Origin of the sequence: Paenibacillus brasilensis (assembly GCF_009363115.1) — a bacterium.
In the GTDB taxonomy this organism is placed as follows: Bacteria; Bacillota; Bacilli; order Paenibacillales; family Paenibacillaceae; genus Paenibacillus; species Paenibacillus brasilensis.
Map to the genome: position 1 here is coordinate 2,650,824 of NZ_CP045298.1, position 15,888 is coordinate 2,666,711.

Here is a 15,888-nt window from a genome sequence, read left to right on the forward strand (position 1 = left end):
GCTGCTGTACTCTTACATTGTACAGTTTTATATGCTTATCCATCTACTGTCGTGATTGCACAGTAACCATCGGATTTCGGAGGGGGAAATTTCCCTATTTTATCATTGAAGCAAGCGCCCACTCGCGTATCATGGAGTCGAGCATTGGACGTAAATCCTCGCGCTGCATACCCATATGGAGAACGGCTTCCAAATATCCAGCCTTATCACCAATATCATAGCGTGTGCCTTCCAGTTCTAGTGCAAGCAGCTGGTTCTGTAATGCCACCTGATGGAGGGCGTCTGTCAGCTGATATTCACCACCTGCCCCGGTGGACATGTTTTCCAATATGGAGAAAATGGAAGACTCCAATACATACCGTCCAATGACTGCCTGACGCGAAGGAGCATCAGCAGGGGATGGTTTTTCAACAAGTCCGGCGACCTCGTGAATAAGGCCCTTCTGGCGGGTAGAGTCAATAATGCCGTATTTACTCACATCCTGTTCTTCCACCGTGCGTACGCCGACCACTTGCTTGCCCGTCGCCTCGTAAACATCCATCATTTGACGAATTGCCGGGGTAGAGGAATTCATAATATCATCGCCCAACAATATAGCGAAGGGCTCGTCGCCAATGAACTGACGAGCACAGCGTACCGCATGTCCCAAGCCAAGGGGCTCCTTTTGACGGATATAGTGAACGACTGCTTTGCCCCCAATGCTTTGAACCTCGCGCAGAAGGTCGTACTTGCCTTTGCTCTCCAGCACTTGCTCCAATTCCACAGACTTGTCAAAATGATCCTCGATAGCTTTTTTATTGCGACCCGTGACGATAATGATGCTTTCAATCCCGGATTTGACGGCTTCTTCTACGATATATTGAATAGCCGGTTTATCGACTATTGGAAGCATCTCTTTAGGCAGTGCCTTTGTAGCAGGCAGGAAACGGGTTCCTAGTCCGGCGGCTGGAATAACGGCTTTTGTAATTTTTCTCACAGAGATTCACTTTCCTTTCGGGATGGGGAACCAAATACCCAGTATCGGCTCCCGATATAATTAATGATCATTCCGGCTGCGGTAGCGATCAGCTTGCATAGGGCAAGGGGCAGCTCGGTTCCAGTGTGAAGCAGTTGCAATAATAAGGCGGTTAGACCCAATACGATCAGGTTGATGGCAATAAATTTGGGTAATTGATTTTTATGAGTATCGTTTGATCGTTGTTTGTTGAATGTCCATTTGCTGTTTAGAATATAACTGTTGGCTGTGCCGCAGCTATACGAAACGATCTGCGCAATCAGGACGGGAACTCCGGCCCAGGCCAGCAGCATAAAAATGATATAATCTACACCCGTATTAACCAGTCCTACCATACCAAAACGGATTATAGGAAGCAGTGGGGCTATGCGACTTTTCATGAGCTATGCTCCATGCCCGGATTTGGACCCGGTATATACTGCGCTATTGCCGCGTACAGTGCGTCCGGCAGAGATCAGACTGTCCCGGGCTCCTTGCATGTAGAGGGAGTCACGTTGTTCAGGAACCTTCTTGGCATGGGTTGGTCCGTTTTCGTATTGTCCGCCCAGATGCTCACGTACAATGTAGAGCGGACGGGCTTTGGTTTCATCATATATTCGCCCTACATATTCACCCATAATACCGAGAATGATCAGGATGACACCGTCAAAGATCAGGCTGATGCTAATCATGGACGACCAGCCCCTCATCACGTAGGAATCGGTGAAAAAATTGAGGAATAGCACGTACATCAGATACAGGAAACCGGACATCGACAGGAGCGTTCCAATATAGCCCGCCAGTTTGAGCGGTTTAATCGAAAAGGAGGTGATCCCGTCCAGACTGAGCTTGATCATGCGTTTCAGCGGGTACTTGGTCTCGCCTGCGAGCCGTTCATCACGCTCATATTCAACAGCCGTTTGCCTGAAGCCGATCCAGCTGACCAGTCCACGGACAAATCGGTTATTTTCCGGTAGTCGCTTTAATTCATCTATAACCTTGCGGTCCATCAGGCGGAAGTCCCCGGTGTCCACCGGGATATTGATGTCCGTGGATGCTTTGAGCACACGGTAGAAGAGGCTGGCCGACCATTTCTTGAAGCGAGTTTCGCCATTGCGTTTTAGCCGTTTGGCGTAGACGACTTCATAGCCTTCCTTCCATTTGTTAGCCATCTCAACAATCAGCTCGGGTGGGTCCTGGAGATCGGCGTCAATGACGACCACCGCTTCTCCCACCGCATAATCCATCCCGGCAGTAATGGCCAGCTGATGACCGAAATTGCGGGAAAAATCAATCAGTACAATGGTGTCATCTCTGAGACTGAATTCCTTGATGAGCTGGGCGCTGCGGTCCGAGCTCCCATCATTTACGAAGATCAGCTCGTAGGGCTCTCCCATCGAGCCCATGACTTGCTTTAGCCGCCGATAGGTTTCTGTAATGACGGCTTCCTCGTTGTACATCGGAATAACTATGGAATAACGAATTTGTTCACTCATGAGTAATTCCTCCCTAATTTATAATGTGATTTCGTATAAAGTACCGCTTCCGCCACGTTCGTCTCCGCCAGGTCCACCTTGACCATCCTGAGCAATCGAGTTACTGCTCGTTTTGTCGTTTCCGCTGTTGGATGCTTGAGCATCTGTACTTGCTTCGCCAGTTGTTGTTTTCCATTCATCTGTAGGGATTAGTTTGCCGTGCTCTTTGATCCATGCGGTGACCTCGGAGTTACCGCTGTCCGGTCTGCCGCCGCCACCACCATTGATCATGAAGTATTTCACTTGACCACTTTCGACCAGCGCCTTGATCTTATCGACGGTATACACCGGATCGGAGGATACAAAGCCGTTCATAATAATCACTTTTTGTCCAGCTTCAATCATGTAAGGAGCAGCTGTTGAATAATTGCTTGCTGCGAAAAGGTAGGTTTCACCTGTGTTATGCTGTTGCAAATAGCTCAACGTTTTTTGGTCTAAGCTTTGACTTCCGTTCGGTCTACCCATTCCTCTGGAGCGGGTAGAAGATCTCTGTTCCGTGTCTATACTTGTGTGAGTTCCTTCAGCTTGTTGTCTATTGGCGCTCTGGCCTCGTTTACTAAAATTGCCTCCCGGCATTCCGCCACCTCCACCGCCGCCAAACTGAGTTGGTCCGGCTTGTGGAATCATGCTGTTCCCCCCGTAGGCGATCGGTGTCAATGCCCAGTACACAGGGCCGATAAACATTGCAAGTACACTTGCAATGATGGCAAATCTCGTGAACTTCTCTGATTTCAGTCGGGCTATTACCAGTAACGCTGTGCCCATGATCCCCAGAATTAATACCCCGATGGACCAGCCGCTGCCGATGGTCTTGTTGTAATTTTGCAAAACAAACCAGCTAAATACCGAGGTTGCCAATACCGCGACGGGTAACAGCCAGGAGAGCCAATTGGAGCGCTCACGATACTGCTTCCACAATTCTACGAATCCGGCTCCGAAGAGCGCTGAAATCGGTGGAGCGAGCATAATTAGGTAATATTGATGAAAGAAACCGGCTACGCTGAAAAATGCAGCTGCGGGAAGCAGCCAAGCCAACCAAAAAATGACCTCTTGGTGTTTTTGTGTCAAATTGCGACGACGAATGCCTGCAAGTAGGCCGATCGAAGCAATCAATGCGAATGGAAGCAGCCAGCTTGCTTGGCCTGATAAGGCAGATTGAAATAACCGTAAAGGTCCCTTTTCACCCGTGCCGAACATACCACCACCGGAGTTCCTGCCAAATCCACCGCCAGGGCCGCCCTGACCGTTGTCGCCAAATCCGCCCGGCGGCAATTGGCCACCTGCACTGAATCCGCCTGCTGCCATGTTGTTGGTACCCGTGTCGCCAGTTGCTGTAGTACCGTCCGATGATGCAGTTGTCTGCGTCTGATCCGAATTTGACTTGCTGCTATTCGTTGAGGCCCTTTGTTTCCACTCCGAGTTTTGGTCGCCACGTCCACCGCCTATCCCCCGATCCCCTGTCAAACGGGACAGACCGTTATAGCCAAAGGCCAAATTCAGTACAGAGTTTGTACCGCTGCTCCCCATATAAGGGCGTTGGTCTGCCGGAGTGGAGTCCACCACAACTGCCCAAGAGAGCGACACGATCAGGAGAACAACGGCCGATCCTGCAAGGATTACCGCTTTTCGCTTCCAGTTAAACTTGGAGGCCAGCAGATAAAATAGTCCAAAAGCGGGAACGATCATGTAGGCTTGTAGCATTTTTTCATTAAAGGCGATGCCTACGACTGCGAAAGCCGCGAGGATCAGCCCGGTTTTGCTATTTTTAATGCCTCTGAACAAAAGCCATGTCGCAAGCAACAAGGTGAATACCAGCATAGCGTCGATGTTATTCGTGCGGCTGACCGCTACTGCTATCGGTGTGGTTGCCATAGCGAAGGCAGCCAATCGAGCCGCTATCGTACCGAAGCTCGGTTTCACGAGCAGGTATACGAGCAATACCGACCCGACTTGAGCCAGTGCTTGCGGCAGAATAACGCTCCAGCCGTGAAGCCCGAATATATAGGCGCTCGCGGTCTGAAGCCAGAACACAACAGGCGGTTTGTCTACCGTTACCGACCCGGCAGAATCGAGTGAGGCGAAGAAGAAGTTGTGAAAATTCTCTAGCATACTCGCTACGGCCGTCGTGTAGTAGGTGTTGACGTATTTGTCTTGCCAGATGTTGTATCCATTCAAAAATGCAGATATCAACATGGTGATGATCAGGGGGATATCCGCCCTGCTTTTAAACCAGTTTTTAATCATGTACATTCCACTCCCTGTGAAAATTCTTTGTGTTTATTCCGTTGTTCTAGCCGCTATCTTCAGGACTGCGGAATGACCAGTCGCTTCTGATCTTGGCCCGGTGAACTACCGGCTTGCTATTATCATGCCAGACGTACCTTAATTGGTTATGAGCGCTCCCTGAACGTTAGCTGAAAGCTTATTGGAGGTGCTTTTTTTACGGTGGGATTCAGGTATATTAGATACAGGCAAATATAAACCGACTTTTTATATGGGGAAAAATGCAATGTTATGAAAGGGAAGATGAATCATGAATCCAATCCACGGAGTTAAAATTATGCTGGCTGACGATGAGCCTCATATTTTGCAATTTTTAGAGCTTGGACTTATTAATGAAGGATATGAAGTCAAAACCGCCGGGAATGGGAGTGATGCAGTTGATCTGGCAAGGGAGTTTCGCCCGCATGTAGCGGTGCTGGATGTCATGATGCCTGAAATGAACGGCTTCGAGGTATGCCAAAGTCTCAAGGAGACGGAGGATAACATTGCGGTCATTATGCTGACAGCCAAGGATGATGTAGATGATCGGGTGAAAGGCTTAAAGCTCGGTGCAGATGACTATGTCGTAAAGCCCTTCAGTTTTAATGAGCTGCTGGCTCGCATTGAAGCTCGTTTGCGCAATCAGTTTCCCGATTTGCTGGGGGAAGTGGTTCATGGACCCTTTCAAGTGGATGACCGACGTAAGGAGATTCGCTATCAGAGTCAAGTGCTGGAGTTGTCGCCTACCGAATATGAACTATTGAAGTTTCTGGTGCTGAACCACGGCATTGTATTGAGTAAAAGTCGTATTTTAGACAGGGTGTGGGGCTACGATTTTGGAGGCGAGGATAATATTGTTGAAGTGTATATCCGCTCGTTGCGTGAAAAACTTAAAGACAAAGAACACCGAGTCATTCGTACGCTACGCGGTGTTGGGTACCGGGTGGACCTGCTATGAAGGCGGGGGGCAAAAATCGGAGAAAATATGCTCTCCGTTCTCTCCAGTCCCAGCTTTTAGCCAGAACCTTACTCATTTTGGCTCTGCTGCTCGTATTGATCGGTTTTCTACAATATTTTCTGATGAAGGATTTTCTGTATCGCAGTCGAGCAGAAGCTATGGGAACGCAGTTAAACTCAATTCCTGCTGATTTATTGATCATGGACTACGAAGAGCAGAACGGGGGGATTGCTCCCCAGGAAGGAATTAATCGGAGGGATAGTCGACCGGGGCCGTTTTTGTTTTGGTCGGATATGTCGCTCGCATCTATAGACACAGACGGAACCTTTCGGAGCTTATCCAGTGAAAATGGACTTAACCCACCGCGTCTCACCGCTGAGCAGTATCAAGCGATGCAGCAGAGCAGGCGTATGCGCCATGGCTATCAATTGGTCACGGACTCTCAAGGGAATGAGCAACTGATTGTGTTCCGTCCGCTTGGTCCACCTGACCGCTCGTCAGGTTTGCTTCAAATGGGCGTATCCACGACATCCATGCAAGAGCAGCTGATTAATCAGCTCCGTACCTTTATTTTATTGTCACTGATTGCGCTTGCGATTGGCCTGACCCTCATGCTTCCGGTGCTGCGCCGCACGTTGGTACCCCTTTCGAGGATGGTCGAGGCGGTCAAACGTATTGATGCCGGGAATCTGGACGAGCGCTTCGATGCTGAGCAGGGTCAGTATGAAGTGGACCGCTTGGCTGTTTCATTTAATGGAATGCTGGAACGGCTGGAGCATTCATTCGCTGCTGAACGGGAATTGCAGATGCAGATGAGGCGCTTTATAGCGGATGCTTCTCATGAGCTGCGAACCCCGCTTACGTCGATTCACGGCTTTTTGGAGGTATTGCTTCGCGGGGCGGCAGCCAATCCCAAGCAGCTTCAGTCCGCACTAGAAAGTATGTATGGAGAATCCAAGCGGATGAATAAGCTAGTCTCTGATTTATTGTTGTTGGCTAAGCTGGACCGAACACCGGAGTTGAAGCTGGAAGACATATCGTTGGATGAGCTGATGCTGGAAATGAAACCACAGCTGCTAATGCTGGCAGGCACACGTAAGGTGGTTTTTGATATGACGGCAGGTGTGCGGGTGCTGGCAGAGGGAGACAAAATCAAGCAGGTGGTGCTCAATCTATTTCACAATGCTGTTCAGCATACGGATCTGGAGAAAGGTGTGATCCATGTGAATTTGTCCGCCGGCAAGAAGTTGGCAGATATCCAAATTCGTGATAACGGACCAGGCATGAGTCAGGAGCAGTTGGAGCGGATTTTTGAGCGATTTTATCGTGGAGATGAATCACGTACACGCAGCTCAGGTGGAGCGGGTCTTGGCTTGGCTATTACAGAGTCTATCGTGGAGGCGCACGGCGGAAACATCACAGCCCAAAGTACACTGGAAATTGGCAGTGTATTCAAAGTAACGCTGCCTTTATCGGGAACGGTATAGTATTGCACATGACGGAGCAGCATAAAAATAGCCCCCCGAACCGCAGCTTTGCTTGTACACGGCTCGGGAGGCTTTTGTGTTGTTAGTTAATCAGTGCAGCTTTTTGTAAAAGTACATGCAGCACCTTGGCGGATGCCTCGCGTGTTGTAGGTGCATTCGGCTTGAAATAGGAGGAGCTTTGAATCGTTTCTCCATTGATAATACCTGCTGCACTCACTTTTTCAATGCTGTCCTTGGCATAGCCTGCAAAAGATGAAGCATCATGATACGGTGTGCGTGTAGGGCCATCGACGGCTGCTTTAATTTGAAGCAGGTCTACAGCTTTACCCAGTATGACAGCAACTTCCTGACGGCTGATATGAGCGTTCGGATCAAACTTGTTGCTGTTGCGGCCTGTAATCAATCCGGCTTCATAAGCGGCTGCCACATCGCCGGTATACCAGCTGTCTGCAGGAATATCACTGAATGGTGCAGCCGTGCCTGGTGTCAGGCCAAGCGCCCGGATTACCAGAGCTGCAAATTCTGCACGTGTCACGTTCTTCTTCGGTGAAAAGGTTGTATCGGTTGTGCCGTTAATCAGCAGCTTGTTCGCTAATGATTGAATTTCGGATTGGGCATACGACGATGAAATGTCTTCAAAGCTAACCGGACGCGTTGCTGCCGCATACGTCGAGAAGCCCGGACGGCTTACCTTCACAACGGTAGATCCATCTGCCTGCTTGGTAAAGACGGATGGAACCGGATAGACATTTCCATTCGCTGTATAGAGCACACCGGCTGTATTCGAATCAATTTGTCCAGGGACGGTAAAAGAGCGGGTAATAAACTGTCCTGGAGCAACTTTGAGTGGTTGACTCTTGCCGCCAGTGATGACGTTAGCTTCGAAGCCTACCGGTGTGCCGATCACAGTAGAGCCTTTCAGTTTGCCTGTAAATGTACTGCTATCTTGCGACTGGCTGCTGATGACCACTTCAATGCCTGCACCTGCAGGAGCATTTTTCAGAGCGGACATTGGCAAAGCCAGCGAGGAACCTGTATTGCTCACGATCAGGCTGCTTCCTGCTGGAGCCTTGCCCAGCGTTGCTAACTGAGCGGAAGTGAGCGCTGCTTTGGTTGTTTGGCCTGCTTGGCTAGCAGCCGACAGGACAATAGCTGCTGGGCTGGAACCTGCTGCCGTTACAGCAGCTTGTAAGTCTGCATCAGTTACAGTCAGCGACTGTACATTATTGTTAACCGCAACGGCTGTAGTGACAGCTTTCACAGCCTGTCCTTGCTTCACTACGGTTTGAAGTGAAGGTGCAGAGGTAGAGACAGGAGTGGATATGTTGGTTGCTGCAGAAGATGTTGTATTGCTTCTACCGCCACCGCCTCCACCTCCGCCGCCTCCACCTCCGCCGCCACTACTGCCGGGTGCGGCACTATTATCCACACGAATAGCTTTATTGGCGGTGAAGAATTTAGGGCCGTCGGTATCGCGCTTGACCTCGCCTTTTGCATTCAACTCTGGAGCGCTAACTTCCAGCTTGTATACTCCGTCCTTCAAATGTTGAATTACGGGTTGACCGTTGGCATCCAGAACAGGCTTTCCATTGTCATCTAATTCAACGTAACCTCCATCAATATCCTTAAAGGAGTATGCGCCTTGTTTGAGACGAGCGTTCGGTCCCTGTTCCTTGGAAGTCGTAATTCCATTGATTAGACCGATTAACTTATCATCTACGCCGTATACATAGAGCGCAATTTGGTTAGTCGCATCCGTAGTCAGGCGGAAAGTAAGATCTGTTGAGCGTTGAACGCCTGTACGACTCGGATAAATAATCGGGTTGGTGACACTCAGATCCTGCACGCCAAAGCCTGTTGCCGGATTTTCATTGCCGACATGAACGACGAATGGCAGATGAAGTGTTGGCAGTCCAGCGCTTTTCAGAATAACTTCCCCTTCATATACTCCTGTGGCTGCACTAGAATTGGGTTGTACAGACAGGAAGAACGGCTGGGATTTACCTGGTTCTGCCGAGATTGTCCCATTTGCACCGACACCTTGCAGTTGCACGGCAATGTTGCTCACGTCAGGTGTGGCAATTGGCTTTTTAGGATCAGAGGTTACATTATTATGCAAAATATAGCTGGCCTCGTACTGTACAGAGTTACTGGACAAGTTTTTGAGCTGAAGCTGAATTTGCTTCGCATCACTACCAGGCCGCATTACTCCAAAGCTGGCAGAAGGGTTGTAATTCACGACCTCTTGACGATTAAAGTTTTTGTCGAGAATCGTTATCTTTTCAACGGTTTCCAGCAGGGCTGGTGTTTGAATCGCATTAGCGATGTTTACAAGACCTGCACCCTGAGAATACACATCATATTGAATTTTATCCTCATCAAAGAGTGTAACCGAAGTGTTGGCGAGAGCAGCGCGAATATCAAACGGTGTCCAGCCTGGATGCTGCTGTTTCAGCAGCACAGCAAGTCCAGCCACATGCGGGGAGGCCATGCTGGTTCCATTACTGCGTTTGTAAGCATACTGATATGACGCATCTGGATAGAACTTGGCGAAAGCAGGATAGGTTGACAAAATGCCGACTCCCGGTGCGCTCACATCCGGCTTGATGCTGAGCAGCTCATCCCCGTTTGGTCCACGAGAACTGAAATCGGCCATCGTATTCCCGGAGTTATCGGTGCGAAGATAATCTTTTCCAAAAGTAATAAAGAATTTTTGTTTGTTGTTTTGGCTTTTAATGATTTGTCTTGCCAGCGCTCTACCTTCCTTTCCTATCATGTCAAAGGTAGGGATGTAATCCACGCCGTCACCCTGATTTGAATTAATGTAACCGTCGTAACTCGGGATAGCCTCATTCAGATTGGCTTGAGTGCTGTCGCCAGATTTCGCTTGACCATTAAAAATAATAATAGCCTTCGCACCGCTTTGTTGTGCGTTCGCGATTTTGTCTACGAAGCTGAAGGCGCCACGTGATACAATTACAACCTTGCCTTTTACATCTTTAGAAGTGAAATCATCCGGATATCCTAAATTGGCATATACTAATTCCAATGGTTCCGTTCCTAAAATGGAAGCAAAATCCTCATGAAACGTTTGCCAACTCATCGTATTAAGATGGTAATAGGTATCTGATGTAACTGTCATCAGTTTTTCATCATTACCATAGGTTACAAGATTAACCGATGCTTTATTTGAATAGCTATGGCTAGGTGAAGTGGCTGCACCGACGGAAATTGCCAGCTGGGCTGTTGCAGGGGAGCCCATTGAATAGTAATATTTTCCGCTTTGCGCAGCATTACCGTTTGCAACGACCGCAACTACGCCGGAAAGCACAGCATTATTGATGGCAATGGAGTCCGGGGAGTTCGGGTCTTTTTCAGAGTCGGAGCCAAGTGACAGGTTAATGACGTTCATGCCGTCTTTGACAGCACGTTCAATACCGTCAATGACCTGTGCGGAGGAACCGGAGGAACGGCCTGTCTCGGTGTTGCGTCCAAGCACTTTATAAACGTATAAGCCCGATTTATAAGCAATACCTTTTTGCACAATTTCCGAGGATTTATTCGCTGCTTGACCAGCAATCGTACCGGAGACGTGAGTACCGTGTGTTGTTCCGCTAAAACCCGTACCATACGGGTCGTTCTCTTTATCAAGTAACGGTTCCTCGTAAGGATCGTTATCCTGTTCAAAAGAGTCATACCCACCCTTGTAAGCCGCTTTCAAATCGGGATGCTCATAATCGATACCGGTATCGATAACTCCAACCTTGATTCCTTCACCTGTTAAACCTTTTGCCCAGGCTTCGGGAACACCAATTTGATCCAGCGGTGCATTGTCATAGGTTGCTTCACTGGCTGTAAGTGTGGGTGGGTCCTGTACGGGGATAGAATAATATGTTTTGTTTTCGTGAATGGATTTTACGCCTGGCAGTTTAGCCAGTTCTGGAATTTTATTGGCTGGCAGTGTGACCTCCAAACCGTTAAGCACCGTATTGTATTGGTAATTCACCTCAAGAGAAATACCGTGTTCTGCAGCTTTATCCACGAACGTTGATTGCTCTGTGGCGATGGCGGATTCCGCTTTTTGCTCAGATTGAGCAGTGAAAGCTTGGGCACCTGTCCGTGCCACATATTTGTCCACGGCTAGAGGCTTACCATCCAGCTGTACGATGACTCTGACCTGGCGGGAAGAATCCGTGTTCAGCTCTGGCGAGATGAAGGCCGGAGCCGCCTCGACCGTCAATGCTTCCTGGGCTTTCAAAAACGAACCGATTGACAGGTCTGCGGTAGCGGCAGAGCTGATGGACGGCAAAGACAAGCTTACCGTTAAGGCAAGAGCGAGTGATACGACAGGTATTTTTTTCAAAATGCTTGGCTTTTTCAAAGATTTCCCTCTTTTCAATCAAAATATGATATGTCTACATACTAGGATTTGAAGCCACTGCCGCTGTTTTCACGCCTCCCTTAATATCTAAATTGATAGATTGACCACTAGTGACTAACTTGCCAGTTTTGAGGCATATCTTACCATATTGGTGGGATATTTTACTATATGTTTTTCATATTTTTAGAAAAAATAAGGGTAACTTCACGTATAGATTCCATGGAAATGTTATGAATTTACTAGATTATTTTTGAAATCTTTGAAAGGGGAATGGGAGAAAACGAGATTTAATGATATAATCTGCATTGGAATTGTTGAGATTTCACAATGATGTAGAATGCTTAATGCAGAGGAGTCGATTATGTTGGCAAAAACGTTGATTTTCGGGCATAAAAATCCGGATACGGATACCATTTGCTCAGCTATTGCTTATGCAGATTTGAAAACCAAGCTGGGTGCGGACGTAGAACCGGTTCGTCTGGGTGAGGTTAACGGGGAAACGCAGTATGCACTGGATTATTTCAAAGTAAGCGCACCGCGCTTAGTTGAGCAGGTTGCTGTGGAAACGGACAGCGTCATTCTGGTCGATCATAATGAACGCCAGCAAAGCGCTGTTGATATTGACAAAGTAACGGTGACTGAAGTCATCGACCATCACCGGATCGCTAACTTTGAAACAAGCCAGCCGTTATACTTTCGTGCTGAACCTGTGGGCTGCACAGCTACCATTTTGAACAAGCTTTACAAGGAGAATGGTATTGCGGTTCCAAAAGAAATCGCAGGTTTAATGTTGTCTGCGATCATTTCGGATTCCCTGCTGTTTAAATCCCCAACCTGCACGGATCAAGACGTTGCTGCTGCACGTGAACTGGCTGAAATTGCTGGTGTAGATGCAGATCGTTACGGTTTTGACTTGCTTAAAGCGGGTGCTGATTTGAGTGGCCACACGATTGAGCAGCTGGTAAGTCTGGATGCCAAGGAATTCCAGATGAACGGTCGCAAAGTGGAAATTGCTCAAGTGAACGCGGTAGATGTGAACGACGTATTATCCCGTCAAGCTGAGCTGGAAGCTGCCTTGTCCCAGACGATTGAAGCCAAAAACCTGGATTTGTTCCTGTTCGTCGTAACGGACATTGTGAATAGTGATTCTATTGGTATTGCGCTGGGAAGCCAGGCACAAGCAGTTGAAAAAGCCTATAATGTGCAGCTGGACGACAACAAAGCCGTTCTGAAAGGCGTCGTATCCCGCAAATCGCAAATCGTCCCTGTATTGACAGACGCTTTTAACAGTCTGTAAATTCATAGATCGAGATGGCAAGCTATACGCGACTATTAAGCTCACAATGCGTGTTAGCTGCCTTTATGGAAAATAAGCCTCTAGAACCCAACTGCATCAAAGCAGGTGGAAGCAGGAGGCTTATTTTTTCTTTAGTCTTCATACCATTTGTCTCCCGTCATTTTGGGGTCTGCTAGACCGTAATCTTTAACATCTTCAAAGGCAGAACGTACGTGTGATAAATAGGTTTGAAACTGGGTAATTTCCGATTCACTGAAGTCCGACATCAGGCGCGAAGCTAGTCCTATGAAAAAAGGGTCCATTTGTTTGATTTTTCCTCTCCCCTTATCGTTCAGGGAAACAAATACGCTTCGTTTGTCATTGGGATCATCGTACTTGTTAATATATCCGTCTTGTTCAAGAGAAATGACCATAGAGCTGATTGCTGCCCGGCTTACACCCATCTTTTCAGCCAAACTGGAAGGAGACGACATTTCATCTCTTTGCGCAGAGAGTACACAAAGCGCGATATATTGACCGTAGGAGAGACCAAATTCACGCGAACGTTTCTCCATATTTTTACGTATTTCACATGTTATGGAAAACAAATCCACTAAAACACTAATCGGTTTATTGCCGCCCGGAAACAAATTATAAGCCAGTTGCCGAATTTCGGAGTCCAAGAAAAAGAACATGCCATTCACCTCGATGTAGTTAATTAGTTAACTGTAATTTAATTAACCACTGGTTGCAATGATTTATACAAACTTTTTCCGCATTTTTTTGAAAGCGTACTTGCTAAGCATTACGTCCAAGGGCCGACGCACTGCTCAATGTTCTGATTGACAAAGGCTTGTATGGAGGGTTGGCGAAGGGTACGTCCTTCTTCCCATCGCCACTCACTATATTGAACCTTGGCGGTATACATAGGCTGCCCCCAGATTGCATCTTGATGACGGTCCGGCTTATTGACAAATGGTTGCTCCGAAATCGTGTGCGGCATGAGGCGCTCGGCAAGCTGACGTCAATCTTCCCGAGTCAGCTTGCCTGTACCTGCATGTCCGATGTATCGCAGCCTTCCTTGCTTGTCATACTGGCCCAGCAGTACAGCATTAATAATACCTCCGTTCAGGGTATAGCCTCCGATGACAGCAATGATATCGCCATAATTTTTGACCTTGATCCAGCGTCCTTCCCACCCAATGTGTAGGATCTGTCCAGCCTTTTAATTAGTATCTACATAAAAATTATGGACATTAATCATAACAATTTATATCTTTTCTTGTTTGATAATTGTAGCTAGGATTAAAAAATTAGTGTACATAAATTTTGTAGTGTACATTAATGCATGATCTATGTACACTAATCTATTTGAATATTTGATTTATTGTGCATTCATTTTTATCAACATCGATAATAGTCTGAATACTGGGATGCCTCATTGTTCCTCCGGGGGTAAATTCAAGATATTCAACTTTTACGGTTAACTCTGGCTTTACCCAAATAACATCTTTGGATTTCTCGGGATCATTTGAGAATGGTCGTTTTGCTGAGACAATCTTGTTTGTTTGTTCAGTAATGAATACCCAATCATGACGTGTTAATTTCCCAGTACCTGCGCTGCCAATATATATAAAGTCATCTTTATCGGTATATAGACCTAATAAAAGTGAATTAACAATATGATTACTTCGTGTAATCCCACCTACAACAGCAAAAAGGTCATTCACAATTTTATGTTTTTTCCATCGACCATCTTTACCATTTATTCTGTATTTACTGGAGATATCCTTATAGACCACACCTTCCATTTGATATTGCTTCATGAGGTTAAAAAGAGCTATTCCATCACTGAAGTTTTGCGAAATTTGTATATTATTTCTGGGTACGATGATTTTATCGAGCAATCGCTGTCTATAATCTAATGATTTATCAGTAACCCAGGCACCGTTATAGAACAAGATATCAAAAATCATATAGGTCACGGGATTTGTGTTTACAGACAGTTCTATTTTTTGTGCTTGCTTCAAACGATCCCTTTTCATGATTTCATGAAAGGAAGGCTTAGTCATGTCAAAGGCAATGACTTCTCCATCGAGAATTACAGAACGAGCTTTACAGAAAGCGTTAGTATCAAGTAATTCAGGATATTGCATAGTACGTTCATTCAATTTTCGATTGAATAATCGAGATTCATTTCCATCAAAGTAATGTAGAATCCTTACCCCATCCCATTTTACTTGGGCAACCCATTTAGTTCCTGATGGAGGAGTCTGCACCCTGGTTGGTTCAAATGGAACGATTGGCTCTAGTTCCATACTTTATTCACCTCTCTTACATTCTTAGAATTTATTCTTTCCATTTCTTGAAATTTTAATTTTGGGAAACCTGTTTCGGCTTCAAGGTGTTCAGCAGCAGACTCTAATTCCTCATTGCAAAAATGGCATAACATATTATTAAATTCTCCTTTAATATTTATTTAGAACGCTTATGTGTGAGATGTGGCACATACTAGTTAGAATTTGGTTCGTCAAAAAATAGTAAGGCTACTTGTTTGAACCAAAAATCAATTTGTTCTGCATTTGACACGACACGTCGATTTCTCCCCGGAGATGGAGTGGACAGGGCTAAGGGGCGAATGTCATGAAACCGACGCAAGAGATAGAGGCGCTGGCGGCAAAGATTGCGATGTGGCCATGATCGCCCTTTCGCACTCTTTTTGAAAATGGCGAACATTACTATTACTACACGCTATTTACGACTGGAGAGGGACATGCGCCAAGCATCTCCGCCTGGTCATGGGAGGCCTTGGAGAGGGAAGCGGCCAGGCAAGGAGAAGAAAGCGACACGCCGGGATCAACGATTGCGGAACTCATCAAATGGTCCTATGCCGATTCGCCCTATTGTTGTTTCAGGGATGAGAGCTTCGATGATGTTAAACAATTACCCTCGTCCATCCCTTTAAACCGGAGAGAATGATTTCGATCTTCATCCC

At 46.9% G+C, this 15,888-nt stretch carries 11 protein-coding genes and 1 pseudogene; 4 read left to right on the forward strand and 8 right to left on the reverse strand.

Annotated features, from left to right (window positions below; genetic code table 11):
• Positions 1–94: 94 nt before the first annotated feature.
• Genes galU through GCU48_RS12395 form a run of 4 tightly spaced genes read right to left on the reverse strand, consistent with a single transcriptional unit; the run spans position 95 to position 4,773 of the window.
• Entirely contained in the window at positions 95–976 is an 882-nt protein-coding gene (gene galU, locus GCU48_RS12380; RefSeq protein ID WP_152380198.1) for a UTP--glucose-1-phosphate uridylyltransferase GalU, read from the reverse strand.
• Entirely contained in the window at positions 973–1,395 is a 423-nt protein-coding gene (locus GCU48_RS12385) for a GtrA family protein (RefSeq protein WP_152380199.1), read from the reverse strand. The genes galU and GCU48_RS12385 overlap by 4 nt, the downstream gene beginning before the upstream one ends.
• A 3-nt stretch (positions 1,396–1,398) precedes the next feature.
• The gene (locus GCU48_RS12390) at positions 1,399–2,490 is read right to left on the reverse strand and encodes a glycosyltransferase family 2 protein (RefSeq protein WP_152380200.1); all 1,092 of its coding nucleotides are present in this window, start codon (positions 2,488–2,490) and stop codon (positions 1,399–1,401) included.
• An 18-nt stretch (positions 2,491–2,508) separates the two neighbouring features.
• Positions 2,509–4,773, reverse strand: coding sequence for a glycosyltransferase family 39 protein (locus tag GCU48_RS12395; RefSeq protein ID WP_152380201.1), 2,265 nt, complete (start codon positions 4,771–4,773; stop codon positions 2,509–2,511).
• A gap of 289 nt (positions 4,774–5,062) precedes the next feature.
• Here GCU48_RS12395 and GCU48_RS12400 point away from each other — a divergent pair, with 289 nt between their 5' ends.
• Both GCU48_RS12400 and GCU48_RS12405 read left to right on the forward strand, forming a co-directional pair.
• Complete coding sequence (locus GCU48_RS12400; protein ID WP_025720152.1) at positions 5,063–5,749, forward strand: response regulator transcription factor; 687 nt, start codon at positions 5,063–5,065, stop codon at positions 5,747–5,749.
• Positions 5,746–7,236 (forward strand): sensor histidine kinase, encoded by a 1,491-nt coding sequence (locus tag GCU48_RS12405; protein ID WP_152380202.1) that lies wholly within the window; start codon positions 5,746–5,748, stop codon positions 7,234–7,236. Before GCU48_RS12400 ends, GCU48_RS12405 begins: the two co-directional genes overlap by 4 nt.
• A gap of 82 nt (positions 7,237–7,318) precedes the next feature.
• Here GCU48_RS12405 and GCU48_RS12410 read toward each other — a convergent pair whose 3' ends face one another.
• A complete protein-coding gene (locus tag GCU48_RS12410) occupies positions 7,319–11,617 on the reverse strand; it encodes a S8 family serine peptidase (RefSeq protein WP_152380203.1) in 4,299 nt (1,432 codons plus the stop codon).
• A 361-nt stretch (positions 11,618–11,978) separates the two neighbouring features.
• Here GCU48_RS12410 and GCU48_RS12415 point away from each other — a divergent pair, with 361 nt between their 5' ends.
• Positions 11,979–12,914, forward strand: a complete 936-nt coding sequence (locus tag GCU48_RS12415) for a manganese-dependent inorganic pyrophosphatase (protein ID WP_269320826.1) — start codon at positions 11,979–11,981, stop codon at positions 12,912–12,914.
• A gap of 131 nt (positions 12,915–13,045) precedes the next feature.
• Here GCU48_RS12415 and GCU48_RS12420 read toward each other — a convergent pair whose 3' ends face one another.
• The 3 genes and pseudogenes from GCU48_RS12420 to GCU48_RS12430 all read right to left on the reverse strand — a co-directional run bounded on the left by GCU48_RS12420 (position 13,046) and on the right by GCU48_RS12430 (position 15,211).
• Positions 13,046–13,588, reverse strand: a complete 543-nt coding sequence (locus GCU48_RS12420) for a MarR family winged helix-turn-helix transcriptional regulator (protein WP_152380204.1) — start codon at positions 13,586–13,588, stop codon at positions 13,046–13,048.
• A gap of 110 nt (positions 13,589–13,698) precedes the next feature.
• Positions 13,699–14,129, reverse strand: a pseudogene (locus tag GCU48_RS28855) (ATP dependent DNA ligase); the annotation flags it as partial.
• A 131-nt stretch (positions 14,130–14,260) separates the two neighbouring features.
• Positions 14,261–15,211 (reverse strand): ATP-dependent DNA ligase, encoded by a 951-nt coding sequence (locus GCU48_RS12430; RefSeq protein ID WP_152380205.1) that lies wholly within the window; start codon positions 15,209–15,211, stop codon positions 14,261–14,263.
• Positions 15,212–15,677: 466 nt separating this feature from the next.
• Here GCU48_RS12430 and GCU48_RS27915 point away from each other — a divergent pair, with 466 nt between their 5' ends.
• Entirely contained in the window at positions 15,678–15,872 is a 195-nt protein-coding gene (locus GCU48_RS27915; RefSeq protein WP_482812021.1) for a DUF4303 domain-containing protein, read from the forward strand.
• Positions 15,873–15,888 lie beyond the last annotated feature (16 nt).

What these genes read in the sequence shown, in the direction of transcription:
- GCU48_RS12385 (WP_152380199.1), bottom strand. Translation starts at nt 1,395, where the DNA reads ATGAAAAGTCGCATAGCCCCACTGCTTCCTATAATCCGTTTTGGTATG.
- GCU48_RS12390 (WP_152380200.1), bottom strand. Translation starts at nt 2,490, where the DNA reads ATGAGTGAACAAATTCGTTATTCCATAGTTATTCCGATGTACAACGAG.
- GCU48_RS12395 (WP_152380201.1), bottom strand. Translation starts at nt 4,773, where the DNA reads ATGATTAAAAACTGGTTTAAAAGCAGGGCGGATATCCCCCTGATCATC.
- GCU48_RS12400 (WP_025720152.1), top strand. Translation starts at nt 5,063, where the DNA reads ATGAATCCAATCCACGGAGTTAAAATTATGCTGGCTGACGATGAGCCT.
- GCU48_RS12405 (WP_152380202.1), top strand. Translation starts at nt 5,746, where the DNA reads ATGAAGGCGGGGGGCAAAAATCGGAGAAAATATGCTCTCCGTTCTCTC.
- GCU48_RS12415 (WP_269320826.1), top strand. Translation starts at nt 11,979, where the DNA reads ATGTTGGCAAAAACGTTGATTTTCGGGCATAAAAATCCGGATACGGAT.
- GCU48_RS12420 (WP_152380204.1), bottom strand. Translation starts at nt 13,588, where the DNA reads ATGTTCTTTTTCTTGGACTCCGAAATTCGGCAACTGGCTTATAATTTG.
- GCU48_RS12430 (WP_152380205.1), bottom strand. Translation starts at nt 15,211, where the DNA reads ATGGAACTAGAGCCAATCGTTCCATTTGAACCAACCAGGGTGCAGACT.